The 26,173-nt window shown below is 46.2% G+C and carries 22 protein-coding genes and 1 riboswitch; of the genes, 6 read left to right on the top strand and 16 right to left on the bottom strand.

All coding sequences use genetic code 11. From position 1 onward, the window contains the following. The first annotated feature begins 266 nt into the window (after positions 1 to 266). Entirely contained in the window at positions 267 to 1,370 is a 1,104-nt protein-coding gene (locus OSH03_RS07865; RefSeq protein WP_266178752.1) for a hypothetical protein, read from the top strand. A gap of 263 nt (positions 1,371 to 1,633) precedes the next feature. On the opposite strand, the gene OSH03_RS07860 is transcribed toward OSH03_RS07865, so the two are convergent. The 4 genes from OSH03_RS07860 to OSH03_RS07845 all read right to left on the bottom strand — a co-directional run bounded on the left by OSH03_RS07860 (position 1,634) and on the right by OSH03_RS07845 (position 6,400). Then, positions 1,634 to 3,250 carry a TIGR02391 family protein gene (locus OSH03_RS07860; protein ID WP_266178751.1) on the bottom strand — a complete coding sequence of 539 codons (1,617 nt, stop codon included), beginning with the start codon at positions 3,248 to 3,250 and terminating at the stop codon, positions 1,634 to 1,636. 4 nt (positions 3,251 to 3,254) lie between these two features. After that, positions 3,255 to 4,304 (bottom strand): DNA cytosine methyltransferase, encoded by a 1,050-nt coding sequence (locus OSH03_RS07855; protein WP_032986246.1) that lies wholly within the window; start codon positions 4,302 to 4,304, stop codon positions 3,255 to 3,257. Between the two features lie 250 nt (positions 4,305 to 4,554). After that, the gene (locus OSH03_RS07850; protein ID WP_266178750.1) at positions 4,555 to 5,859 is read right to left on the bottom strand and encodes a tyrosine-type recombinase/integrase; all 1,305 of its coding nucleotides are present in this window, start codon (positions 5,857 to 5,859) and stop codon (positions 4,555 to 4,557) included. Positions 5,860 to 5,926: 67 nt separating this feature from the next. Further along, positions 5,927 to 6,022: riboswitch (TPP riboswitch) on the bottom strand. Between the two features lie 201 nt (positions 6,023 to 6,223). Further along, positions 6,224 to 6,400 (bottom strand): DUF3606 domain-containing protein, encoded by a 177-nt coding sequence (locus OSH03_RS07845; RefSeq protein WP_071579603.1) that lies wholly within the window; start codon positions 6,398 to 6,400, stop codon positions 6,224 to 6,226. Between the two features lie 234 nt (positions 6,401 to 6,634). Between OSH03_RS07845 and OSH03_RS07840 the strand changes: the two genes are divergently transcribed. After that, complete coding sequence (locus OSH03_RS07840; RefSeq protein ID WP_000002667.1) at positions 6,635 to 6,883, top strand: hypothetical protein; 249 nt, start codon at positions 6,635 to 6,637, stop codon at positions 6,881 to 6,883. Between the two features lie 25 nt (positions 6,884 to 6,908). On the opposite strand, the gene OSH03_RS07835 is transcribed toward OSH03_RS07840, so the two are convergent. From OSH03_RS07835 to OSH03_RS07800, 8 genes are all read right to left on the bottom strand, one after another. Continuing rightward, the gene (locus OSH03_RS07835) at positions 6,909 to 7,124 is read right to left on the bottom strand and encodes a hypothetical protein (RefSeq protein WP_218077890.1); all 216 of its coding nucleotides are present in this window, start codon (positions 7,122 to 7,124) and stop codon (positions 6,909 to 6,911) included. Between the two features lie 115 nt (positions 7,125 to 7,239). Next, the gene (locus tag OSH03_RS07830; RefSeq protein ID WP_218077889.1) at positions 7,240 to 8,298 is read right to left on the bottom strand and encodes a major capsid protein; all 1,059 of its coding nucleotides are present in this window, start codon (positions 8,296 to 8,298) and stop codon (positions 7,240 to 7,242) included. 24 nt (positions 8,299 to 8,322) lie between these two features. Beyond that, positions 8,323 to 8,661, bottom strand: a complete 339-nt coding sequence (locus OSH03_RS07825) for a hypothetical protein (RefSeq protein WP_228553234.1) — start codon at positions 8,659 to 8,661, stop codon at positions 8,323 to 8,325. 613 nt (positions 8,662 to 9,274) lie between these two features. Beyond that, positions 9,275 to 11,473, bottom strand: coding sequence for a tape measure protein (locus OSH03_RS07820; RefSeq protein WP_266178749.1), 2,199 nt, complete (start codon positions 11,471 to 11,473; stop codon positions 9,275 to 9,277). A 46-nt stretch (positions 11,474 to 11,519) separates the two neighbouring features. Next, complete coding sequence (locus OSH03_RS07815) at positions 11,520 to 11,948, bottom strand: hypothetical protein (RefSeq protein ID WP_248054665.1); 429 nt, start codon at positions 11,946 to 11,948, stop codon at positions 11,520 to 11,522. A gap of 17 nt (positions 11,949 to 11,965) precedes the next feature. Next, a complete protein-coding gene (locus OSH03_RS07810) occupies positions 11,966 to 12,436 on the bottom strand; it encodes a hypothetical protein (RefSeq protein ID WP_248054669.1) in 471 nt (156 codons plus the stop codon). A 14-nt stretch (positions 12,437 to 12,450) separates the two neighbouring features. After that, positions 12,451 to 13,353, bottom strand: a complete 903-nt coding sequence (locus tag OSH03_RS07805) for a DUF6945 domain-containing protein (protein ID WP_161583336.1) — start codon at positions 13,351 to 13,353, stop codon at positions 12,451 to 12,453. A 247-nt stretch (positions 13,354 to 13,600) separates the two neighbouring features. Beyond that, the gene (locus OSH03_RS07800) at positions 13,601 to 14,047 is read right to left on the bottom strand and encodes a hypothetical protein (RefSeq protein ID WP_161583335.1); all 447 of its coding nucleotides are present in this window, start codon (positions 14,045 to 14,047) and stop codon (positions 13,601 to 13,603) included. A 2,125-nt stretch (positions 14,048 to 16,172) separates the two neighbouring features. Here OSH03_RS07800 and OSH03_RS07795 point away from each other — a divergent pair. Then, positions 16,173 to 16,382: a hypothetical protein gene (locus OSH03_RS07795; RefSeq protein ID WP_266178920.1), complete on the top strand. Its 210-nt coding sequence runs from the start codon at positions 16,173 to 16,175 to the stop codon at positions 16,380 to 16,382. Between the two features lie 9 nt (positions 16,383 to 16,391). On the opposite strand, the gene OSH03_RS07790 is transcribed toward OSH03_RS07795, so the two are convergent. Together OSH03_RS07790 and OSH03_RS07785 are read right to left on the bottom strand one after the other, a co-directional pair. Next, the gene (locus tag OSH03_RS07790; RefSeq protein WP_266178748.1) at positions 16,392 to 17,963 is read right to left on the bottom strand and encodes a GmrSD restriction endonuclease domain-containing protein; all 1,572 of its coding nucleotides are present in this window, start codon (positions 17,961 to 17,963) and stop codon (positions 16,392 to 16,394) included. A 100-nt stretch (positions 17,964 to 18,063) separates the two neighbouring features. Further along, positions 18,064 to 19,422, bottom strand: coding sequence for a site-specific integrase (locus OSH03_RS07785; protein WP_266178747.1), 1,359 nt, complete (start codon positions 19,420 to 19,422; stop codon positions 18,064 to 18,066). An 804-nt stretch (positions 19,423 to 20,226) separates the two neighbouring features. On the opposite strand from OSH03_RS07785, the gene OSH03_RS07780 reads away from it, so the two are divergent. Both OSH03_RS07780 and OSH03_RS07775 read left to right on the top strand, forming a co-directional pair. Beyond that, on the top strand, positions 20,227 to 21,306 hold the full coding sequence (locus tag OSH03_RS07780) for a YadA C-terminal domain-containing protein (RefSeq protein ID WP_266178746.1): 1,080 nt from the start codon (positions 20,227 to 20,229) through the stop codon (positions 21,304 to 21,306). A gap of 159 nt (positions 21,307 to 21,465) precedes the next feature. Then, on the top strand, positions 21,466 to 21,936 hold the full coding sequence (locus OSH03_RS07775; protein ID WP_266178745.1) for a hypothetical protein: 471 nt from the start codon (positions 21,466 to 21,468) through the stop codon (positions 21,934 to 21,936). A 49-nt stretch (positions 21,937 to 21,985) separates the two neighbouring features. On the opposite strand, the gene OSH03_RS07770 is transcribed toward OSH03_RS07775, so the two are convergent. Both OSH03_RS07770 and OSH03_RS07765 read right to left on the bottom strand, forming a co-directional pair. Continuing rightward, positions 21,986 to 23,419 carry a glycoside hydrolase family 32 protein gene (locus OSH03_RS07770; RefSeq protein ID WP_266178744.1) on the bottom strand — a complete coding sequence of 478 codons (1,434 nt, stop codon included), beginning with the start codon at positions 23,417 to 23,419 and terminating at the stop codon, positions 21,986 to 21,988. A gap of 17 nt (positions 23,420 to 23,436) precedes the next feature. Continuing rightward, positions 23,437 to 24,678 (bottom strand): MFS transporter, encoded by a 1,242-nt coding sequence (locus tag OSH03_RS07765; protein ID WP_061097647.1) that lies wholly within the window; start codon positions 24,676 to 24,678, stop codon positions 23,437 to 23,439. Positions 24,679 to 24,914: 236 nt separating this feature from the next. Between OSH03_RS07765 and OSH03_RS07760 the strand changes: the two genes are divergently transcribed. Continuing rightward, on the top strand, positions 24,915 to 25,922 hold the full coding sequence (locus OSH03_RS07760) for a LacI family DNA-binding transcriptional regulator (RefSeq protein ID WP_266178743.1): 1,008 nt from the start codon (positions 24,915 to 24,917) through the stop codon (positions 25,920 to 25,922). Positions 25,923 to 26,173 lie beyond the last annotated feature (251 nt).

Raw genomic sequence — 26,173 nt, 5'->3', positions numbered from 1 at the left:
CCCAAAGTATACAACGCACGAAAAAAGTTATCAATACTTTACCTATTATACCCTATTGAGACTTTAATCAATGTGCCATTGAGGTATACCCAAAAGAGATGTCCTCAGAGCTATTTCTCTTGCAGATATTTGAGGATCTTGAAAGCCGAAAACAGGGTACGTCAAAAACCTACGCTTAATACCTTCTCCATTTTCTCCAATGGGGATTCGCATGCAATTGATAAAGGTGTAATGTTAGCTAACCTCCTCAAAAAACTGGTTATCAGATGATGAAAAGACTTGCCAGAAACCCTGAAAAATTTGAACCATTCGAGCTATACACGACTCTTGGACGCATACACAACTACCAATTGGGCAACCCTGCTCATAACAAGGCGTTTCTTGAAAGAATTGATGCATCACTGAAAACATCGCAAAGTGATCAACAGCTTATTCATGGTAAAAGAATGGAAATTCTTTTCGGGTTGATGGCGGCTGGCTTTGGTGTTTGCAAACTCGTTAAGGTTGAAGACTCTGGTGAGATATTCTCGGCGGAAGAAGTAGCAGTACCAGACTATTTACTGATTTTAGGGGATGGAACAAAGATATTCGTTGAAGTGAAGAACTGTAATATCAAAGATATACACAAACCCTATATATTAAAAAAGACTTACACAAGTAAACTTGAGAAGTATGCTGAGCTTCATGGAATACCCGTTTATTATGCCATACACTACAGGAATATGAATAACAAGTGGACTTTACAACCCCTAACATCCTTTGTTGAAAAGGAAGATCATTACAGCACAACTATTATCAGGTCGCTTGCAACTAATGAGATGCACCTAATAGGTGACGTATATATTGGCACAAAACCACCTCTCGCGCTTGAGCTTATTGCAGACATGAATGAAAGTACCGCTGCACAGAATAATAGCGAAGGATATTTCTCTCCGAAAGAGTACAAAATTTACTGTAGTGGAAATGAAATTAATGATGAGACAGAAAGGAAAATTGCAAATTATCTGATGATGTATGGAGATTGGTCAGAGAGCGAACCTGAAGCCATAGTCGATGAGGATGGTAAGATGCAAAGTATTTCCATTACTCTCTCACCAGAAATACCAGAAAATTTTGAGCGCAATGGATTTGATTTCATCGGTGTACTTAGCACAATGATTACCAAGGAATTCAATATTCAGACAACACAAGGTAAGAAAGTTACAGCAATGGATACAAATCTTGAACCTCATGATTTCTCTTTGAAGATACCATCTGATTACAAAGGTGGAAGCCTCCCTTTATGGCGAATAAGTATGTTACCCAACCTCGATTATAAAGAATCCTCTGATGAAAGATTTTATTATGAAATTAAAACGGATGGGGAGTAGCGTATGAATTTCACCGATTGGTTAATACTAAATCAACACACAGGCAATATAGCAAAAGCGCTCGAAGCACTACAACTAATCGAAATAGCACTTACATAAATGAATATAATAGAAATACAGGCCATTTATATATTCATAGGAGAGTCTAACTCCAGAGTTTGATGCCAAATTAGACAGAGGAACTCTTAGAAAAATATAATCTGAATGAAGCATACACTAAATAATGAGTATGCTCCCATATTTTCAGATATATAATTTAATGACTAAACGATTCCTTTCCCCGTGATAACTTCAGCACCTTCCATTCGTTCAAAAAGATAAGAAATCAAACTTAAAACGTTTAAACAATCCAATTCTGAATACTGTTCAGGAACTAATTTATCCAATGGCATATGAGCAGCCGGATTTCTAAAGGACTCAATAACACCTTGGGATAGTGAGCGCTGTCCACTTTGAATACTCATTCCTGTTTGAGTTGAAGTATCACATAATTTAATAACAGGATTCTTAGGTGAAAAAACCAAATTAACAAGTTCTGTACCATCAAGTGATGAACCAGTGAGTTCACGTATAACCTCACAGTATATTTTCGTTCCCTGATCAGCTGCCATTCCATATTGTTTGTTTGTGTAGAATGTTTTTATTCTATCTTTAATTTTCTCATTCAAATATCGCCAGTGTAGTAAAGGATATTCTGGCACTATGGTATGCAGCGCTTCAATAACAGGACTGTACTTCTCAAGTGCGTCCTCTTCACCAAGAAAATCTATAATTTTTGATGCTTGCTGTCTAATATCTTCAGGCATAGTACTCATCCATTGATTAGTATCTATACCAGTTGTAACCTCGAGTTCTTTTTCTTTCTTCTCTTTTCGTTTATTTCTCCAATCATTATTTACCTGATTAATGATTGTTGAGAGATATTCACGAAGAAGAGCCATTTCGTCATTATCCCAATCAATAGACTGCCGGTTGGTTGAGATAACATCATCATCAAGGTCATCAATAAAGTCAACAGATATCCATCCAGTCAAATATTGAAAGAAATGGCTTGATGTGCTGTTTGAAAAAAACTCGGGATTATTAACGAGCTTCCCTCGAGAAAATAACGAAATTCCTCTTAACCCAGAATTGGGTCTTATAGGCGTTCGTGAAGTATACAATGTTCCTTTCAATTTATCTTTATAAGGGCTGTCATCTTTTACCAAAGATTCAACATCCCATTCGAACTGCTGCTCAAAACCACTATATCGACGAGCGTTATTTACCATTACAACATGACCATGTTGGTCTTTAAGGCTTATATTAAAGTTATCATCAACAATGAATATTTTAGATAAACTGTTAGCAATCGCCTCAAGATCAAACGGTGATTGTCGTTTGAGTTTGGATAATTTTATCGTCGTTCCATTTGCGGCATCTGTAGGTTCATCAGATAATTCAACAGTTGGATTATAGACACCATCCGCATCAAGTAGTGCATTCCAATCAAGTACAAACCTATTTCTTTTCCCATCCTTGACTGTATCAATAGTTATTTCCCTGGCAAGACCAAAAAGAGCTAATTTACCTAAACCTTTTTTACCTGTAGCGTAACGTCCAAACCGTGGCGTTGGCTTATCACCGTCATGTCGACGTCTATTTCTTCCGATAACTAAAAATCGTTGTTGAATATCTGTGGCACTCATACCTGTACCATCATCTTTGATGCTAATAAATTTGTTGCTTCCAACTTCCAAAAAATCGAGAGTCACATTTCCTGAGTCAGCATCATAGGCATTTGAAATTAGTTCAGCAAGGGCTGGTGGGAGCGTAGAATACATTTTTACGCCGAGATGTTCTATCGTATGAGGATCAAACTTCATTTCGTAATCAGACATATTTTTATTCCCTATTCTGTTTTCCTAACTTATTCAAATGCTCAATGATCTTGGTTGCATGTGCACAAATAAAGGCAGGTGGTAAGGCATTGCCTATCATTAGCGCAGCAAACTCTCTACCTCTATCCAGCGAGAAGGCATAGTTTTTGGGAAAAGTTTGAAGCGCGGCAGCTTCACGCAATGTGATAGACCTATCCTGTTCAGGATGTAAAAAACGTCCCTTTGAAGGATTGGTACATCCACCAGTAATCGTTGGAGAAACTTTGTCCCATGACATTCTTCCATAGACATCCTTATATCCATCTGGATTTTTCAAATGACAAGGCAGCCATAACCGTTTCGGTAAATCTGATCTTGAACCACCATTCTTAGGTATATTTCTTATCATGGCTTTAATTTTATCGGTTCTGTTTGGAATAAAGTCATGAAGAATGTCATTACCTTCACCTGGAACAGGAAAATCTGCGATTGCATCTTTTACAGTCTTCGGTGAAGCTACTTTTAAAGGCTCATCAATATCACCAAACTTAGATGCGATAAGGATCATCCTTTTCCTGCGTTGAGGAACGCCATAACAAGCGGTATCTTTCACTTGTAATGTTTTTTCGCCAATCATATACCCACGTTCATGTAACTCGGCAATGACCTTAGTAATTCTCTCATCTTTAGCCAACGCAGGTACGTTCTCGATCATGACTGTTTTAGGTTCAAACGCTCTAACAAATCTCATTAGATCAAAAATAAGGTCATTTCTAATATCTTCAACTGAAGTACATTTATTTCGAGTGCGATGAGATGAGAAACCTTGGCATGGAGGGCAACCCGCTAATAAATCCAACTCTCCTGGTTTAAGCTGCAATTCCTCCATAATTTTTAGAGGGTTTAACGAGCGAATATCAGCTTCATAGAGAATATGATCGGCATGGTTAGTTTTGTAAGTTTTTGCTGCAACAGCTTCAAGCTCGACACCAGCGAGGACTTTGAAGCCAGCTTCTTTCAAACCGCATGTCAACCCACCCGCACCGCAAAATAGGTCAATTGCTGTGAAATTCATTGATTAGATCCATGTGTACGTTCCTTTCTGCAATTTTGGCATAGTATCAATTGCTTGAAAAGTAAAGAAGAAACTTAGATTGGTATTAATAAGTTAAAAGTCATGATAGATTTATCACTAACCATTTGATTCAACGAAGGAAAAACCCATTCAGGTTAGCTGACACACAAACCGTTTTCCTGCAATTTTACTGGTTAAAGTATATTTATCACGCAGCAAAGGCAGTCGCACTATCAGAAATTTCAGTTTGTTAGCTCGTCCAACTCAAACCATCTATCACATAGCAAACCGTAGATAGCGGAAATGTATGTAAATAACGCTTTGTAATCCCACCGCTCTTCTCATGCCCAACTATCTGTTGCAGATGTAGAATGTTAGTGACCCAACCAGCCATTGCCGCAGAGCAGACCGAGTGACGGATAGAATGCAGCAACCGCCGCTGTCCATAATCGTCCAGATAAGGAATACCCAACTGATCCCGGACATCAGCAAACACTTTACCGATCTTAGTCATGTTTGTACCTGCCACTTCTGAAAAAATCCGCTCTTTCCACTGGCGACCAACGTACTCCATGAAACCCCATTCAATTAACTTAGGATGGATAACCACCTGCCTTGTAGCGTTCTCAGTTTTTCCCTGCCCTCCTTCGGCTATCAGGAAGTAGTAACGCTGGCTATCCTCATCAAATTTGATCTGTGACTTCTCCAGCTTGCCTATCTCGCCTCTTCTGGCTCCCGTGTATGCCAACAACAACGTGATCCATTTTTGCCAGTTATCTGGCTGCTTGAGCGCCCACCCTACAAACTTTTTCATCTCCGCTGTGCTGTAAGCACCAAATCTCGCTTTTGAAGGTGCAGCCACTACGCCATCAGTTGGCGATTTCTGCAAAACTTCTTTGCTTTCAGTGAGAAAAGTTTTGAACAGTGATTTGTAGATTTTGAGATGCTTATGGATAGCTTCAGTCCCCACCAGATCATCTTGTGGCACTTCATCACATTCAATCAGCTGCTGCACTGTCATTGACCGGTAAGGCTGCACAACTCGCTTAGGGAGGTTTTCAACAACTTCCATCACCTGCTTAATGTCCTGTTTTGTGATCGTCGTTACGTCTGTTTCTTCCCCCAAAACCACAAGCAATACCTCCATATAGCGTTCATTCGCCATTGAGATCGATTTCGTCCAGTTGCGCCCCTTTTCATCTTTGTACATAGCCCACGCATCAGCAATGGTTATCACTTTTTCGAGTTTCACTGGCGGTTGTGGTTCCACGATTTCAGCAGGAACTATTATCTGCTGTTGGGATAAAAGTGGATTTCTCGCAGCTTTGCGCTCTGAAGCAATCAGATTTGATAAGAACGCTTCGAACACAGGGAGCGGAATAGTTAATGATTTAAGAAAAGAGATATGCGGAATGATGCTGATCATCAAAGCGGATGCTTCGCGATAGCTGTCTGTGAGGAGGGATTTCTTATACATCCTGCCATTTGAAAGCCGAATTTGTAGGTAGTAGTTGCCGTTTCGCTGAAACGTGTATGGAAGAGTTCTGTACCCCATGAATACACCCTTTTTGTACCTCAAGTGCATTGCGCACCGACAAAAAGAGAGTCAACCTCATGATAAGTAGGCCGAATTTCGGCCCCCTACGCTGGCATTATCCAGATCAGGTAATACGGGTATTTCTCAGCCTTCACAAAGAAGGGCACCCCGAGTCAAATAAAACAAAATCAAAAGCTTGCGATTAACGTCCCGTTAATCCCTGTTCTGGATCATGCCAGCGGGAAGCCAAAGACTCAACCCTAAAAAATGCTCTGTGTGCCAGCTTGTGTCCCAGATTGTGGCTCACAGCACCAAACAACGAACACAAAAAAGGCCGGGTTTCCCCAGCCTCAACAGCACCATTGAAAGTGCCTTCACAAACCTATTTACCTAGATGTGCTCTTACCTTAGCGGTGCCATTACCAACAGCTCTAACAGCAGCCCTAAGCTGAGATTCAGTAACACCTAACGCTTGGGTCCAATATGCCACTTCCCAAGATTCACTCAAGCTGATGAAACGTTTATCTTCTGGCTGCCGACGCTGTAAGTTATCTGCCATTTGGTTTGTCCTGAGTATTACAAGCTTATGCCTGCACACTACCTATAAGACTTCTCTACTGCTTCGTAAACGGTCAGTTATCAAACAATTGACACTGGTCATAAAACCAGTAAAAACTTTTTTACGAGCTTGCTAACTTTGCCGCTTCGCCTCTATCATAAACACTACATATTGTGTTTATTGATATAAAAAATACAATATATCCAAACATCCATCCCATGAATAGGTGTTGAAATGGCGAACAATGATAAGCAATCCTCGAAAGATGTAGCTCATCTGGCAGCAGAGACCCTTAACAATCCAAACGCCTCTGCGATTCAGAAAAGTTTAGCGGGTTCGGTGCTATCACAAGCAGGAACAAAAAATCAGACTGGCGCGAACATGGAAGCCAAAGCATCAGCAGCTTTGAAAAACCCACGTTCAAGCGAGGTTACTAAAACCTTAGCTGGTTCGGTTGTTTCTCAATCGAATAAAAAGCGCTAAAAAAAAGCCGGGATTAACCCGGCTCTCATGTTTTCAGTTTTGTCTTTCGCTGTTCGCTGAGGTAATGCTTGATAGCCCCCTCAAGCCCAAGTCGCTCGACCTTATCGAGAAATGAAGAGCGCGGAATATCTCCTAGTGCCCTGCATAGCCCACTGACATTAATCAGGTCGTTATCCTCTAGAGTCTTGACATGTGAAACCACCAAAGGCAGCCCACCAACACCTGAAATTGTAATTCTCATTATTGTGTATCTCCTCTGGAGATTTGCCGGGGGCAACCCCGCTAACGGGTATCTATCCCCTCTTCATCTATAAATGCGGCGGGGAGCAAATCGCTCCCCGAAAACAACCGTTTGGTTATGCCTCAGCAGTATTCACCGTTAGACGGGTAATCATTGACTGGTTATAGCAAATCGGCAGCAGACCGTACTCGGATTGGACAGTGGTATTGTGCAGGTGGTCCTCCCACGAATACTGGAAGAATTGACTCTCAGCTTCCTCTGCCGCTAGACGCGCATCTCGTGATGCTGGCCCGTGGTAAATTTCGAAGGGTTGCAGGTCGCTGCCAACGAGATTGTTTGCACCGAATACCGGAACCATGAAGGCCTCTCCAGCCGGAATGAATTCACGATACAGCAGACCAGTATTAACAAAGGTCAACCCGTCAATTGTCATCGCCTGGAATGCTGGCAGACTTTCCTTAACACTACCGTTAAACAGATTGCTATCTGGCAGCACACCATGATTGATCAGGGTCAGCATAGACGGATGGAACTTGATCGCCTTGTATGCTTCTGGAGAGCACAGAACAACCACACCACGCATTGAACTTAGCCAACCACCAAGAGCAAAACGCATGTTATTTGCAGCGGTATCCAGATCCTCTAACGGACCATCACCTGCTTTGGTAGCGTCTACGGTAGCTGTTGCTACGGTCTGACCGAATTCATCTTCAAAATCCAAAACGGGGCGGTCTTGCGTATACGGTGATAAAACCTGTCCAGCGAATAATGCGCGAGCGAGATATTCTTCTTTTGTGGCTCGGAATTTCAGATACTGGCGAATACCCTCATCAGAAATTAGTTCATCGCGTAATGTCTGACGCTGAGTCGCGATACGGCGGCGTGACTGGAAGTCGGCAGCGCTCACCGTTCCAACAGTTACAAAATGTGGAATTTCAATCAGGCGGTTTTTTCCGAGTGGGCGTTCTGTCGAATCAACTTCCGTTGAATAGCGGTTAACACTAGCAGAAACGGCCTGCATATTTTCATGAAGCTCGTCGATCTCCAGCTTAGGCAGTGGAGAAGTTTTATCTTTGAAGATATCCAGCGCCTGGAGCAGGAAATTATCCCCAAACTTCTCTTTATAAGCACCAGTGAAATATTTGACTTTGAAGCCAGAGGTAGAAATTGTCATATTTTGATGCCCTTATCGTTATTATTATTCAGAAACAGAAACACGATTCAGGCCAGAGGCCTCAATTTGAGCGATAGCATTCGCAACGGCGGTTGCATCGGTGCCAATCAATCCGGCTCGATTCAGTACACAACCACGGTCAACCACAATCACAGGGACATTAGAGCCTGCCTTGTGGCTATCAAGAGCGATTAGCAGATCGCTACCGCTGGCGTATGCCTCACCTGTGGAGGTGAGCAATGTTCCGGGAACCGCATCCACCGCTAGTGTGGCAAAGGTTTTGGTCTTGTGTGAAAAGACGGGATCATCACGGTAAATTACGACATCCCGGAATGAACGTTCTTCAGAAGATACAATCATCATTAACTCCATAGATTTTTATATTGTTTGTACATCCGACATATTCGTCAGACGGCAGGCAAGAAAAACGCCAGTTAAGGCGCTTAAACTTATGCTTGGTTTTTGTCAGAAAAAAGCCGAAGCGAGAGTGATCTCGCCCGGAGGCAGGAGAAATAACGATGATGTTATTATTTTCTGACAGTAGGAATGAGGGAGTACAGCAGCGGGAGACCTCATATCTTCGCTGCCGCACTCAATGCCAGTTTGCATCATGGCTGATGACCGGAGGAGAGCCGGATTTAATGGCAAATCCAGACCAGAGGCCCAGACTTTGTACGCCCTAAGGCGAATCTTTCTTTTCTGATACAGCCAGCGGTTATGGCTTCACCTTCCCGTGAGAGAGTGCGGATTATTGGCTGTATGAGAAAAGGCCCGCACGGTGTTCACACAGGCACTTTAATTAAGGAGAAAGGGAAAAATACATTTGGCTGTTGTAATTCACCTTGTATATTATTCTATCATGTAATTATTTCTTTTGCAACAAATTTCACGGAAACATATTGACTTCTCGATAAATTTGATATGTGGAATTTGCAATCTTGAGATAGAGGCGGCATATTCGCCGCCGGTATATTAATTAGCCAGAAATCCCAAGTATTAGATTGGTATTTTTCCTATCCTGCTCTTGTACTTCGGCCTTAATTGCATCGCTGAATTTGCTATCGTCAATGCTGAGTTTAACCTCGTTGGTCACAGTCAGATCAGCCTTGCCTTCAACACTGAACGGCTTTCCAAGGTTCATGCCATAAGCAAGATTATCAATTCCCGGTAGTTGTGCCATGCCTGCGGTAGCTGGTTGAATTCCGGGTAAGGTATTCATCCCCGCAAATGCATTGGTGAAACCTTGAGCATGATCAGCAAAGAAGTTTTTGATGCCAGTCCAAAGGGTAGGCCTGTCGTTGTTGGCCTGCACCTTCTTCATGAAGGCATCAGGATCAGCCTGAATCTCGCTAAGACGATTATTGAGACTTACACCAGCCATGATCGCAGGAAGACCGATAGAGAAGCCCCCACCTTTACCGCCTTTAGCTGGTTTGCCGTCTTTCCCTGGTTTGGTGTTGTCGGTTCCTGGGGTGGCAATGCCACCAAGAGCGCCGATTCCGGCAAGAGTACCAAGCAGACCTTTCAACGGATTCGCGAAGCTGACAAGCCACCTCAACGCGCCAGCTAACTTGAAGATTGCCCCAGTGAAGATCGCAATTCCTGCCGCATATGCTGCTGTATTGCCGAATCCCTCGAATGTCTTGGACAATTGAGGAGCATACTTCTTGATCAGCGCTTCAATGAGAATGAAGCTGTTATAGACCGTGTACCCCGCATCAGTGAAACCTTTAATCACATTGCCTGCAATGGCTCCCAGCGTCTTAAATGCATCCTGGTTGCTGTCAATTGCATCTGTCAGACCGTTAAACGTATCGGTAAGCTGACTGCCGAAGCCCGATTCAAAGAAATTCTTCTGTGCAAGCTGCATCGTTGTGCGCAAGCGCATCATAGCAACACGGTTAGATTTCAGTGACTTCTCGAAAGCTCCGCCCTTCTGTGCTGCCGCTTTGAACTCATCACCAACAAGGGGAAGAATATCCTTCGCCAGCAGTTCACCGTTTTTCATCATTGCCATGAGGTCTTTTTCGGTAAGGTCTGTCCGGCCTTTTAGCTTATTCAATGCCTTGACGAAGATCCCGACTGCGTTAGGCAGTGCGTCCCCGAGCTGCCCCTTCAACTCCTCAGCCTGCACAGTGCCTTTAGCGTACATCTGATTAAGCGCGAGCAAGGCGCGGCTCTGCTCCTCCCCAGTGGCCCCTAATACGGTTCCGTACTGACTGACACCTTCAAAGAGGTTTTTGATTTGGCTGTCTGTGGCCTTGCCAGCGGCTGAAGCGTAAAACTTCACGTAGTCTTTGCTGGTCTGTTGAAGGTCAAGACCAAGGGAAAGCGCCTGTTTCTGGAGATACGCCATTTCCTGAGTGGCTTTCTGACTGTCGCCTGTCACCGCCTGGAGACCAGAGGCCATTGATTCGAAGTCTTGCCCGGTCTGCATGATGGTTTTGCCGATCCCAATAGTGGCCCCAATGGTGATCGCTGTGCCAGCATGATCAAGAAGGGATGTATCAAGGCCCGTCACTTTAGCATTAACGGGAATGGTTACCGGCTTTTTAATTAACCCGCCCTGCTGCCTCAACCGCTGTTGTAGCTTGCTTACTCTAGCGTTGTACTCGCCCAGCGCCATTGAACCAGCATGAAATTGTTTCGTTAATTGAGCGAAGTCGCTGATTGCTTGTGCTCGCTGGCGCGGAGTCAGGTTGTAACCATTGGTGGCAGTGCTAAAGCGAATACCTTTGGTGCGGATCTGCTGAGTGCGTTTCTCTAGGTCGGCCTGTTCACGCTGTGCTTTGATTGCCTCACTGAGACCACGGACACTTTTTGGAATAAGACCGCCCGCTGCTGGGTTACGTGCTGCAATCGCAGCCATACGTTGAGCATGGCGCTGTTCGTTGGTCGCTATACGTCCAGTGATAGCACTTTGTTTCTGAGCCTCAGCGTTTAATCGCTGATTGAGCTTCAATCTCTGCGTTTCTGCTCGCGCCTGCTGTAACTGGGTCTTGCCGTTGGCTTGTTGTAGCTTTCGTGTCGCCTGGTCGAAAGATTTTCCCGCTGACTCCGCATATTTTTTCAGGCTCTTGATTTTGTTGCGGGCGCGGTTGAAGGAGTTTTGATCGACCTGCCAGGAGACTGTATTAATCAGGCTGGAGACGATCTTATTTGTGCCAGACATCATTTGCCTCCTTTGGAGGTTTGACCCTTGGTCAAAACACTTTGTGTCATTACACCCCCTGATTGATAACGTAGCCCAGACGATCAAGCGCGGCGCGTTGTTCAGGTGTTAGCTCATCAAGGCTTGCCTTCATCATGAGGCTGACCGGACGCAGATTAGCGCTATAACCTTGGGCCTGGTGGCACAGAGCGATCCCCTTATCTTTGATTGCCTTCCCAGCTTTCTTGGCTGGTTCACTGGCTGTTGCAGTCGAAGCGCTCAGGTAACTCTGCACCGCCTCCGCCAAAGCATCTTCAGCGGATTTGTTCAGGTCTTCTGGTTCGTCTGTTCCTTCGGCTATAGCTTTTAGGATGCTTGCGCGTATTGCTTCCAAGTTTTTCATATTGTTATGTTTCCTGTAGAGGTCCAGGCCGTTACGCAACCATAGAAAAACGGCTACCGATAACGGCAGGTGAGATAAATATTCAAGTAAGGTCATAGTCCCCGGCAGGGGTATTAATAATGCAAACGTGGTGAACGTCGCTGCGGGTTCTTCTGTTTTCTGGCGACTGTTTCACGATAGGCCACAAACAACGGGTCATCACGATCCGGCATTCGGGATGCCATTTCTTTTTCAGTGATTCCTTCACGCTTAAGCAGCGTTACTACGGTGAATAGAGGCAGTTGAAGGTCAGCACAGATTTTTGCCAGCATTGCGCCGGATTCGTAGTACATTCGGGCCATTCGCTTAGTGGCGTACTGACTGGTATTGCTTATCTTGCGACAGCGGGGATTCCACGAGTTATCGTAAAGACCTTTTACCAAGTCATACGGCAAGCGTAGGAGCAGCGCCGTTTTGCCTGGGGTGTAACCATGCACGAGCATTTTTTTAGCAGTCTCGATCAGCGAAGAATCACGAGAGCGGGATTTGTAAAAACGGGACAAATCGGGGGTTTCAGCCGTCAGGCTGTTAGTGGTATCACACAATTATTCCTCCAGTATCAAAATTGTTCATCGTCGTTCCAGTCAGGTTCTTTTGGGGTGCCCTCATAGAGGGTATACCCATTGGCTTTTTGTTTTGCTGGTTCTGGTGCAGGTACATCATCAGGCCGCATATGCTCTCCAGGCTCCCCTATATTGGTTTTACCTGTCAGCTTCCACACAAGTTTGATCTCATCCTGCCAGGTTGAAGCGCCTTGTGATTGCGCCCAGCGTCTGGCTTCTGACACCAACCTACCATTATCAAACGGGCTTTCAATCCATGGCATTTTGACGACATTTTTCCCAGTCACCCCATCATCACTGGAAATAGCATCGCCGCTATCACCAGCAGGCTGTGAAACGCCAGATCGCTGTTCATGATCAACCGTGGCAGGTGAAGGGGCCACAAAAACGGATTGTTCGCCATTCTCGCTCTCCTCGATTATTGGCTGTGCTACTTTTTTAGATTTTGGCTTGCCTCGTGGCTTTTTCTTCTCCAGTGCACGGATCAGCATCCCCTCAGCCAGTGGTCCACCACTGATTTTCTCTGGCCCATAGAAAAGGAGGTTGTCGGATACCTCTTCTAAAGGAATCACAGTATGGTGAAAACGTTTGTGACCGTAGGAATCACGCTCCTGCTCCTCAGATTTAACCAAGCCGAGTCTGTTTAGAACCTCAATCCTGGCAGCTATCCAGCGGCGATCGCGTCCTTTAAGCTTGAGGCCCATGCTCTCTTGCGACTCAAAAAACGGCTTTCCGCGAGCCTTATAGCTCTCGTACTGGTCAAGCATGTAACTGTAAAGTGTTTCGGTTTCGGGAGGGATTGCAATTTCTTCCCCGGTATCCTGTCGAACGATATGGGTTGAATGCACCAAACGTTTATAAAAGAGTGTGTATTTTTCAGTTTTTACGGTCTCGGCCATGTTGTTCTCCCTGTGGGTTCGTCTGTTGTTCATTGCGTTTCTGAATGTGTTTCGCCAGGTTCTGGCACATGTTCCGGATCATCCTGGGAACCGGCATCCCGAGGCGGTCAGATTCCTCACGTAAAATTGCATATGTTTCGTCATCCAGGCTCAGCTTCATATCAAAAATCCTCCTCAATAAGGTACAAAAGAAACCTCGCCAGTGGTCGCCCAGAAGGCGAACCGGCTCAGGTTTTGTTCAGTGTTGTTAAGCTGCGGTTGCTGTCGGGAACTCGCCAATCAGTGGGAAACCGTAGGATTCCAGTTCTTCAGCACCGTTGACAGCGACGAGCAGCATAATGACCTGCTCTAGTGTCAGGTTTAGATTGAGCTTACTCAGGTAAAGTTGGCGGTGACCTTCTAGAATTGGGCGAAGAATTTCGGTCAATTCCATTCCTGCGGCACGTTGATTGCTCAGAGGCTTCAGCACCGACTTCACTGCCCGTGCATGTTTCGCCTTTTTACGTTCCTGCTTCAAAATATTAAGACAGACGGCGATCTGCGGGAATCGAGCATGTACAGCGTCTGCGCCGCCGTTTCTACTGATGAAGGCCCACAAGGCTGATTTGGTGTATTTGCCGTTCAGGATGAGATCAGCGATCTGCTCGCCTGTCATAGTGGTCAGGTCGAGACGTTGGGATTTCGGTTTATTCATTGGGTTCTCCGTTTCTGTTGAAAGAATTATTAGCGGAGGTCTTTTTGTACCCATTTTGTATTGCCGTGAGGTTGACAAGGACTGTCGTGATGACGGCAGAATTTTTCGAGGATTCATAGGTAAATCATTACCCTACCTATTTATTATATCAGTTTTCACTTGAAATAGAAAGCTTTATTTTAGTAAACTTTATAATACCTCAGCATCACATTATCAATTACCGAAATCTTTGTCAATAGGGCTAAATCGCGCTGTAACGCTCCACACGGGGATTTGTCACCATAGGAGTACATACGCATCACCACCACCATTTAAACGCCGTAGAGAGGCGTTGAGGAGGTCAGTTAGTTAACCCGCGCCGCCCCGGAGTGAACCGGACAGATGCAAAGCAGTCCTCTCCGCCGTGCTCCGATCCACATATGGCGAACAAGTTCGCAGCTTCCACACAGAGTGAGAGCCTAGCTCTCTGGCGTAGCCTGTCGAGTTACCCGAGTCACAGAGCGTAAGCGATGGGCTAACGAGGGTTAGAGGGTCACGAGATGACGAGTCTGTTCACGTCATCGAAGATGAGCTTCTTACCACACATATCTGAAGAGGCAGAGCCATTCAGAGCAGAGCGATACAGAAGCATCACTCCTTTAACACCACCTACAAATTGAACGCATGTTCAATCTGTCTTCTGGTTTTCTTCTTTGTATTGATTCATGTACTAACTTTGCACATGGGTTTTCAGGTTTTGAAGTACTTGGTTATTGATTAATACTTTGTATTTATTCATGTACAAACTTTGCTAAAAGCCATGTACAAACTTTGCTAAAGGGTCTACCCGAGACACTATGCTGTCCCTACTCGAAAATCGTGCAGGTATCACCGGGTGAGAATTTTCCAAGTCATCCACGCGACCAACGCACCTATGAAAACTCCTGGTGTGATATGCCCGAGCCATGCCCCGATGGCACAACCAACAGCAACACCTGAGGCGGTCCAGACACCTGATCCGCTCCGAGAATTGATCATCTCCCTCCCCCGCTTTCATCTGAAAGTACCGACCATTCTCCGCGCTGGCTGAAGATTGGCAACCCTATACTGGTTTTCTGTGAAAATTTGGTGGATGATCTTTATCATTGGCTATCCTGCGAACAAAATAGATTAAATGAACCTCAAATACCCTATAATCCGTAGTTAATCATGCTAAAGTGGTCACTAAGCGTACAAGTCACAAGTCTGTATCTATTGGCGTTATGGTGTGCATTACATAACGAAGCCAAGAATGGCGCGGCTCCGGCAAATCCGCCAATTGGATGGGTGCTAAACACAAACCAATTTCTGAACCATCTTTTCACAAAAAATAAAAAATACACATAAAAACCAAAACAGATGCCCTCTGGTGGCTGCTGTATCGCGCTGTGGGATGTCGTGGATTATTGGTATGTCAGTTACAATTGTGTGGAGATAACGCCGCTACGGGCTTCTGGTGAAGCGTAGAAGGGATTGGTGGGTTGGCTGTTTACATTGTTGTGGGAAATGGTACGAAACAGTGGCGGCCTGGCTCGGTGAATATCGCCAGGTGATCGCAGACCTTAACCCCGTTGTGGTAACGTCTCTGTAGTAGCTTTGTGTCTGCTGGTAAATAGAAAAATGTGCTTTTATGGCGTTTGACACACTGGCAGCCTCAAAGGCCTGAAACCTGAAATTGCGTGGTGACCAGACAAACTCATCCAAAATCCTTGAACAAGAGAACTCACCTCGAATCCTCCCGAATGCTTTCCTTCTGTTGGTTAAATCGCTGTTGTGTATCCAGCTTCGCGTCGACGTTCCGAAAAGCAATACCTGACCATTACAGTCAAGTACTTATAAGAACCATTATGTTAAATAGACCAGAAAACGAACAGTAGAATGCCCTATTGCGGCAAGTTTTCCCTGCTGTGATGCTCTACGGGATGAAGTGGTGAAATACGTTACTGGGCCTGTCGGCTCTGCGATATTTCAGCAAGAAGATAAGAAATTATTGAGGGATCGTCTGTCACGTCAGGCACATGGCCCAGTGAGCCGTAGGATATTTTCAACAGGAGAATGTAAACTTGGAGGATAAAGAGCCGGGACACCTACGGGGCAGATTGTGGAAATGAAGAAAATTTTACTATTTATTGTGGCACTGCTGCCGCTGGCGGCTCATGCAGGAAAAATCACCATGAGCAACCCCGACGAACAAGAGTTAAAGGGCGGAAAGAAGCTTTGCAGTTACGAAAACAGAATTTACTTGTTCACGTTGGTGACTCGCTCGCAATCCTGCCCTTTCTCAAAAACGTTCGATACAAATGATAATGAAAAGTGAAACGTAATTTTAACACTTCACTGACTGGTTACAGTAAGGATGTGTCAACTGTACATTGTCAGAGTTGCCATTACCACCTTCACGAACACGTACGATATGGTCATAAGAAACTGATTTTTCAGTATCAAGGTAACCCTGGCAAATCGGACATTTCAAAGCGTTGCGCAGAGCCACATCAATGAACACCTTACTTTTTTGTTCATCGCTGATTTTTGCAGATGTTCTCTTAAAATCGCCAGAGAGTATTCTCCCCTCCAATTCGGCCAGTTCGATGAGCTTGCTCTCATCAATATTCTCTCCCTGCTTAAGTGATTTGATCACCGCATTTAAAAAATCACAGTAGCGAGTCACTCGGACGTTGCTGCCTGGTTTTTGTACTATCATTGCGATCAAGTCCTTAAATTCAATCATTATTTTTTCAAGCCTTGACCTGATTGTTATGAAGTCTTTAAAGAATTGACTGTTATTGTTGGAGAGTTGTTTTGCTACCAGTAGCACGGTTCCTAAAAACATTGGCGTTGAGTGGATTCCAGTCGGACCATAAAAATAAATCGCTGGATGAAGTCCCAGGCTACCATCGCCATTACCTGTAATTCTGTTGCTTAATGTTGTGGCTTTGGAAAGGATTCTTAATGTATCGGTACCCGACACATCATCAGGGTAATCTTCGATTTTTTTCAAAACACCATTCTGGTTGCAATCAGTGATCAGTAAGAAATCTTTCAAAACTTGGATCGCTGTCCTGACCCCCCTGGAACCGCCTAATGGAAGATCAAGAGTTTTGATAGGTCGATCAACCTCAGGTTCGAAGAGCAAACGATGCAGCTTTGCAGATTTCTCTTCAAGTTGCTGGGCAATGCCCTGATCAAACTCCGACCAGTAGCGATGGCCTTTACCAGCACGAATAATTGCTCGGGTTGCTATCGGAATACTTTTCTTGCGATTCTTTAAAAGCATTTCTTCGATAGCATCAAGAGGAGTTCCCTTCATATTGATGTTAAAGAATGAGGTTTCAGCCTTATCTACATCACCAACTACCCATTGGACTGAGATTCCACGGGACGTCAGTACACTGATTCTTCGCTGTTGCTCCTCGGTCAATGAAGCATCATCGGCAAGCAGCTTCTGATAATATTCCCAGCTGCCGACCCTGTCCTTAACAAGCTTTCTCGTTCTATCAGCAGCGCGGCGTTGCTCACGAGGAATATCATGCCCAAAAAGTTGATGGGATATATGACCGTCGCCATAATCATCTTCTACCCAGGCACGTAATGCACTTAAACGGTGACCACCATCGATCACAAAAAGATTGGTTGATGATCGCCAAAGAATAACGGAAGGTATCAAATCACCATTGATGTAGCATTCGAGCAGAGATACAACCTGCTCAGGCCCCCAATGATTTGTTTCACGCTGGAAATCTGGTTTTCTCAGAAGCGCTGCAATTCCATTTCCTGATTTCAGTTCTCTTGCAGGAATACTGTTTAGAGTTTCAAATGAAGAATTATCCTGGATCTTTAAACCTAGATCAGCACGCTTAATCAGTGCATCTAAATTTACAAGGTTAGAACGAGCAGCCATGCTTATGTTCCTCAAAATGACAATCTGGTCATTATATCTCCAGCGAATGAGGTAACAACATGATTTTCTCTATTTGTTCAACCCTCTCACAAATATCACCTCAATTTAACCAGTCCAAACCATCAATCACGTAACAAACTGAACTTAAAGGAAAAGTGTGCAAATAGCGTCTGGTAATCCCTGAACCGCTTTTCTCATGTCCTACCACCTGTTGCAAGTGTGCCAGGTTACCAACCCAGCCAGCTAAACATGTTGAGATCATGGTGTGCCTAAACGAGTGCACCAAGCGCCGCTGTCCATAATCATCAAGGTACGGAATACCAAGCTGATCGCGAACGTCAGCTAACACTTTGCCGATCTTGGGCATGTTCTTACCCGACACTGGCGAGAAGATTTTCTCTTTCCACTGCCGATTAACAAAATCGAGGAATCCCCACTCGATCAGTTTGGGATGGATCACTACCTGCCTTGTAGCGTTCTCAGTTTTACCCTGCCCTCCTTCCGCGATCAGGAGATAGTGTCGCTGGCTGTCCTCATCAAATTTGATGTGTGATTTCTCTAGCTTGGCAATCTCCCCTCGTCTGGCTCCCGTGTACGCCAACAGCAAGGTGATCCACTTCTGCCACCCGTCAGGCTGCTTGAGCGCCCACCCCACAAACTTTCTCATTTCTGCCGCACGGTATGCGCCAAACCTCGCTTTCGAGGGAGCGGCGACTACTCCATCAGTCGGAGACTTCTCCAGAATATCTTTATTATCAGTCAGGAAGGTTTTGAACAGCGATTTGTAAATCTTCAAATGCTTGTGGATAGACTCAGCGCCAACCAAATCTTCAGGAGGCACATCATCACACTCGATCAATTGCTGAACCGTCATTGACCGATAAGGCTGCACTACACGCTTAGGCAAGTTTTCAACAACTTCCATCACCTGCTTGATGTCCTGCTTGGTGATCGTCATTACATCTGTTGATGCACCAAGGACAATGAATATGACTTCCATAAAGCGCTCATTGGCCTGTGAAATTGCCTTCGTCCAGTTTTGGGCTTTCTCCTTTTTGTACATATTCCAAGCGCCAGCCAGTGTTAACACATCATTTGACTGTGCTTCTGTTTGTTCTTCCTCATCTTCTGAAGGCGCCACAACCTCGCGGTATTCCTGAACAACTATCGGCTGAAGATTGCGCCGTTCTTCACTGAGAAATTGTTGTGCCAGCCATTGTTCATTCTGCTGCTTCAGGCTATTGCCATACTCAGAAAGACGCTTACCGAAGTGATCCGGTTGGATGGTTCCACGTTGAACCAGTGGAATTACAGGAGAAGCAAAAGACATGAGCAACTGCGCCTGGGTGTGGCTGTCAGTCTCTAACGACTTACGGAAAAACTTATTATCAGGCAGGCGAAAACGAACGTAATAAACCCCGTTACGTTTAATGGTGTGGCGTATGGTCTGGTGTCCCATTTCGTGAGCCTCGATGTGATCGGCTAAACAAAACGGTTCGAAAATCGCAGATAAGTCTTTGATTTTATCTTGGATAATTACCAGGACTACGCTGGCATTATCCAGATCAGGTAATACGGGTATTTCTCAGCCTTCACGTAGAAGGGCACCCCGAGTCATTTGGTAAGCATTGACTTACTTTTTGCCAGATTAGGGGAAGTTTCATGCTGGCGCAAGCGCCCTTTCGGGGATCGCTTCTTCATGCAGGGGTGGTGCGAAAGAAAAGGCTAGCAGCGATAATTACAGGACTATTATGCCACTTCTTTAAATCAACACCATTCTCTATAACAATTACATTACGTCCAAAAAACACTCACTTTTTTCAGCGTTTAAGAAATAGCTCTACCAACATAATTTTTTCCGCTTTCAGTCAGTCTTTTTTATGTTTCATTAATCATTAAAACTTATTTCGAATGAAATATAAAGTGAGTTCTAAACCGTTTAACCCCGCTAAACATTTAGCCTCTCAATCAAAGGGTTATCACGAAACTCGCATCTGCCATGCACCTTATAAGTTAATGTAAACATTGAGATATTTTGCGCCATCCCTTAAAAAATCACTTTGGCTATTCATGCCATTTATGATTTAGATCAATATCATTAAGCTCACATTAATTGATAGTTACTGCACGTTACGAATTAAGTGATTTATTCAAAACTCTACGTAACTCCGTTATTTTAATCAGGCGTAACCAGACGTTACATCAACGCGCCAGGATAGCCAGCCTTGCCCATTTTACTTTTTAAATGATGAGTGCTTTTCAAATGAAAGTTGTTAAAAATGCCGTTGCTGCTTTTGTATTTGGTGTTATTTCCACTGGCTCTATGAATGTAACTCAAGCAGCTGATGTAAACGTAAACCTTAACGATAACGTATTCAATTCAGGTACTTTTATTCAGATTCATGGAACTAATAATACCGCTTATAATCTGGATGACATGATAGCTGAAAACGTAACGCAGCATGGACAGATCATTAACTTACAAGGCGATCGCGACCGTATGCAGAACGAGATTGACGTAAGTAAAGATAATATCAGCACTAACGCCAACGATATTTCCTCTCTTCAGACCTCTGTTTCTAATGTCGATCAGGAAGCTAAATTAGCAGGCGCTCTTGCCGACACCGCTAATACAAAAGGTGATGTGGCGTTAAAAGGCGTCCTTACTAACGGAACTGCAATTACTAATATCGAAACTGTTAACGCTGTCCAGGATAGCCGCCTTGCAACCGTTGAAGCTACTAACGGTATACAAGATGGCCGCCTGTTAGCTCTTGAGAATGCACCAAAACCAACTAACGGCGTTGATGGAAAAGATGGCGCTAAAGGTGATAAAGGCGATACCGGCTCTACAGGCGCACAGGGCGTTGCTGGAGTTAACGGACGTGACGGAGCGAATGGTAAAGACGGCAAAGATGGCAAAAATGGCGTGATGACCACCCTGACACGAACGCAGGTAGACACGGCAACCCAGGCAAAAGTTGCCACTAATAGCCAGGCTATTACTGCCGAGGCTCAGGAGCTGCAGGCGACCAAACAGACATTACAGGCTCTGAATAATAACACTAACCAGCAATTTAGATCGCTGCGTGAGGAAGTCGATAATAACAAGAAAGAAGCAAACGCGGGTATCAGTGGCGCGATGGCGATGGCCGGTTTACCTCAGGTGCAAACGAATCAGCGCGTGATGTTCTCGGCTGGCGGTGCGACTTACAACGGTGAAAGCGCTTTAGCAGTTGGGGCGTCGGTTAACTTTAACGAACATATGGTTGGTAAAGTGAGCTTCTCTGATGACACAGCGAATAACATGGGGGCTTCAATCGGCGTAGGGATCGGCTTTTAATAAATAACCAGCATGACAAAATACATTGTTATCTCTGTAATATTGTACCTGATGCTTATTAGCGTTGGCGCATGGTTAGGTATGATGTATCAGGCTTATTATATTTGCGGCTATTAAACCTCCTTTTATAGAAATTATTTCATCTAAGGTATCATTGTAATGAAAAAGTCATTATTAGCGGTATTAGTAGCTGGGACTGCCATCCTGCTTTCTGCGTGTACTTCACCTGCTCAGCGCATGGCCGAATGTGAGCGCCAGGGTATTAGCAAAGACACCTGCTACCTGGCTGAGCAAAATCGCCAGAATGTTTATAATGAAGCCGCACAAAATGCAGCATGGGCGAACGCGAGTGATGCCGCAGCGGGTACGGGTATCTGGGCTAAAAAAGACGCGAAACAACATGCTCAGGCAGCCAAAGCGGTTCACGCCTTTAAATGGGAAGGGATGAAGATCACGATTAAAGGCGAGATACTGGATGTCGATGGCGTATTGGGCGCGCTGGATGAAAATGAGCCTCAGGCAAAAGTTTATTCACAAGGGCTATACACCTTCATTTACTATCCTGCTAAAGGCAAACTAGCGGTGAGTAAAGAAGGAAAGTTTGTAGGCTACGCAACAAAGATTAAATAGAAAACAAAGGCGACACCTGTCGCCTTTTTCATTTGCAGGCCTTAACGTATTACTCTAGCTGCCACGCCCCGGCATCAATAAGCGATGCGGTTCCCGTCCAGGCAAACAGCGCCAGCTCGCGCGCCCCTTCATCAGGGTAAATGCGGCTGCTCAGGCAGGCCTCCCCTTCATTGACAAACACTTCCACTGACGAGCTGTCAAAGAACAGGCGCAGGCTTAGCGTGTCGTTCAGGTTAAGCGCGACGCTTCGGGTACCGCACAGGCCATACTGCGGATAATGACGCTCCAGCACCAGGCGCTGCATCTGCGCATCGACGTAGAGACGGAATCCGTCGCCAAGACGAATGCCGTACTGCTCCGCGCTGCTGTTAGCGCAATCCCACTGCAGAATGACCTCCATCGCATCACAGCTTTCCACCTGAGCGATCTGCTGATTGTTGAGCGTACTCACCGGCCAGGGGAACCACGCTCCCCGCAGGCTTTCGACTTCTCTGGCTGGCCGCATTTGCAGGCGGTTATCCGCGCTTAGCGTCAGCTCGCGCGGTAAAGAGAGCATGCCAGCCCACCCGTCCCGCTGTTCCGGAAGGGGGGATTCCCACATGTCCATCCAGCCGATAACGATGCGGCGGCCGTCAGGCGTCTGGAAGCTTTGTGGCGCATAGAAATCATGCCCGCAGTCCATCTCCACAAACTCACCTTCACGCACGAAAGGTTGGCCAGGCTGCCACTCCCCCAGCAGGTAACCGCTCTGGAAAAGATTGCGATTTTTGAATTCCTCCGCAGCCAGCCCCTGAGGTGAAAACATCAGCACGCGTTTGCCGTTGAGGGTGAAAAAGTCCGGGCATTCCCACATGTAACCCATCTCTTTTTCAGCCACCGTAAGCACGCCCATATCCTGCCATTCGCGCAGGTCGTCAGAACGGTAAACGCGCACCTGGCCCGTCTCGCCATCCCGTGCGCCGACAACCATGTACCAGCGCTCCCCTTCCCGCCACACTTTCGGATCGCGAAAGTGATGCAGGCCAGGCGGCGTATCAACGATCGTTCCCTGCCGCACAAAATGAACGCCATCACGGCTGGTTGCCAGGCACTGCACCTGGTAAAGGTTAGCCTCGTCACCCGGATCGCCGTGAAATTTGTGTCCGGTATAAATCAGCGCCAGCGTATCGCCATCCACCACCGCCGAGCCGGAAAAACAGCCGTCCTTGTCTTCTGGCCCTTCCGGTGCCAGCGCCACCGGGAGGTGTTCCCAGCGAACTAAATCCTTGCTGCGCGCATGGCCCCAGTGCATCGGCCCCCACTGGGTCGAGTACGGATGATGCTGGTAAAAGGCGTGATACCAGCCGTCAAACCACACCAGGCCATTCGGGTCGTTCATCCAGCCGGCACGCGCGGCGAGGTGGTAACGGGGATACCAGCGCAGGTTAAGATCGCCGCGTTTGGCCTGTAATGCCTGTTCAGCTTTGGCAATGGAATACATCATTTGTTTACTCTTTTCAGTCAGACAGTGGAGGGTTGCGGCACGAGCGGGTCAGAAGAAGACTTACCCGAGCGCAACAGGAAGATGGAGATGAGCGTGGTGCTGAAAACTAACAGCCCCATGATGAGATAGGATTGGGCAAAACCGTATTTCTCATAGCTGTAGCCTGCCAACGGCGAGAGAACCGAAGCAATCACCGAGCTTGTACAGGCAAAGCCCACCAGATAGAGGGTGGAGGAGAGCCGCTTATCAAAATGTAAGCTGTTGTATTTAAATACCGAAACCAGCAATACGGGCAGCTCAACCGCGTGCAGCAGCTTGGTAATGGAGATGAGCACCGGCCCCTCAACCAGCCCGGATGCCACCATACGCATTGCCATCACCATTCCCGCGAATATCAGGCCGTTTTTCGCGCCGAGGCGGTTCACCAGCCACGGGGCGCAAAACATACCCGCCGCCTCAAGGAAAACCTGGAAGGAGTTGAGATAGCCGTACATGGCGTTCCCTTCCTGCAACGTCGGGAACTGTGACGAGAAATAGACCGGGAACTGCTGATCGTAAACGCCGTAAATGCAGGTGCCGATAACGAAAAACACCAGCGCCCAGAAACGCGGCAGCGTCAGCAGGCGCAATGCGTCTTCCAGCGTCACCTTGCCACCGGACACCGCTTCCTGCATGGCGTGCGGTGCGGAAGAGACCCTGAGGCGCGCGAGCAAAACAAAAAACACCAGCCCGGCGCAGCTCGCGACAGCGAAATTCAGCTTCGGATTGATGTTAAACAGGAGCCCCGCAAAAAAGGTTGCCACCGCCCAGCCAAGCGATCCCCACATTCTCGCCTTGCCAAACTCAAACTGGCTCTGACGGGCGACGCGTTCGGTATAGGATTCCAGCACCCCAATCCCACCGTTAAACGTCAGGCCAATAAAAATCCCGCCGAAAATACTGCCCAGCAACACGTTAATTTGCAGCAGATAGCCAAACAGCAAAAAGGCCGGGCCGGAAAGAATAAGCAGACTCGTCAGAAACCAGAGCAGGTTTTTGCGCAGGCCGAGTTTGTCCTGAATAAATCCATAGCAGATTTGAGCAAACAGCGCGGAGACGGAAAGCACGGCATAGATAACGCCCGTATCCCCCGCTTTTAAGCCCACTTCCTGATGGAGCCAGATAGAGAGCAACGAACCGGAAGATGACCAGGTGACAAAAAAGAAAAACAGTAAAGCGCTTAATAAGGGGTAGCTGTGAGAGTGATGCGTTTTCATCATGGCATTCTCGTGTTGGAGTAATGACCCAATGGTAACGTTAACATTCATGCTTTCTCATGCTGCTTGATTAAGATTTAAGATGTTAATCACGAAAGTTAACGTTAACATTAAGAGAGTGAGATCGAGATCATAAATTCATCACTGAGGTAAGCATGACTTAACCTGATCATCAGCCTTCCTTTTACATCAGCGACTTAGTTGTATACCCTCTCACAGAGCATTAACGGAGTAAGAAAATGGCTTCCCTGAAGGACGTCGCAAAGCTGGCTAACGTCTCGCTGATGACGGTTTCCCGCGCGCTTAACAGCCCGGAGCGCCTCAAGCCGGAAACGCTGGCGCGCGTGCAGTGGGCTATCGAGCAGACCAGCTACGTCCCCGATCTGTCCGCAAAGAAAATACGCGGCGCGAATGCTTCGCCTAAAACCATAGGCGTGCTGGCGCTTGATACGGTCACGACACCTTTTTCGGTGGAGATTACGCTGTCCATTGAAGAGACGGCCAGGATGCACGGCTGGAATAGCTTCGTCATGAATATGTTTGCTGACGACAACCCGGATGCCATCGTCGACCTTCTGCTCTCCCACCGACCAGACGGGATTATCTACACCACGATGGGGTTACGTCAGGTTCCTCTTCCCGCCAAGCTGCTCACCCTTCCCTGCGTGCTGGCCAACTGTGAGAGTGTCGGTGAAAAGGTCGCCAGCTATATCCCGGATGATGAACAGGGGCAGTACGCCGCCGTCCGGGCCTTACTCGCGGAAGGCTATCGGAAACCCCTGTGCCTGCATTTACCTGTGGGCCATCTGGCCACAACCCGACGCCGCCAGGGGCTGGAACGCGCCTGCCGTGAAGCCGGGGTCGACCCGGACAGCCTCGAACATGAGTATATGGCGCTCGGGGATGAGCATTATCGTGATATTCCGTCCGCATTGCTGGCGCGCATCCAGAACGGCATTCCGCGGTTTGACTCCGTTATCTGCGGTAACGATCGTATCGCGTTTATGGTGTACCAGACGCTGCTGGCACAAGGGCTCCGCATTCCTGAAGATGTCGCGGTTATCGGCTACGACAACATGGTGGGCATTGGCGAGCTATTTTTGCCGCCTCTTTCAACGGTTCAGTTGCCCCACTACGAAATTGGCCGCCTGAGCGCCCTGCACATTATTAACGGTGACCAACACCGGGAAACGACGCGCGTTGAAAGTCCATTTTTAATGCGTGATTCTCTTGCGCGCGCCATGTGACTGCCGCTTTTCGTCGTTGATGGAAAAATAAGGAGGTATGAAGGCAGCATACCGCCTTTTTTTGTCAGTCAATGGCACGATTTGTCACACTCTTTTCTGTCATTTAATACACCGAACAAAACCACCATAACTCTTTGTTTTTATTGCAAATAAATTGCAATTCTCTTTTTAAAAATGGTGATATCGCCTCTCCTGTGCCCCATGTCACAAAACAGTAAACAAATTAACCATTGAGCCCCGTGACAAAAGGC

The organism is Enterobacter nematophilus, assembly GCF_026344075.1.
GTDB classification, from domain to species: domain Bacteria; phylum Pseudomonadota; class Gammaproteobacteria; order Enterobacterales; family Enterobacteriaceae; genus Enterobacter; species Enterobacter nematophilus.
Note: the sequence above shows the minus strand (reverse complement) of the source record. Positions and strands in the feature narration are given on the sequence as shown.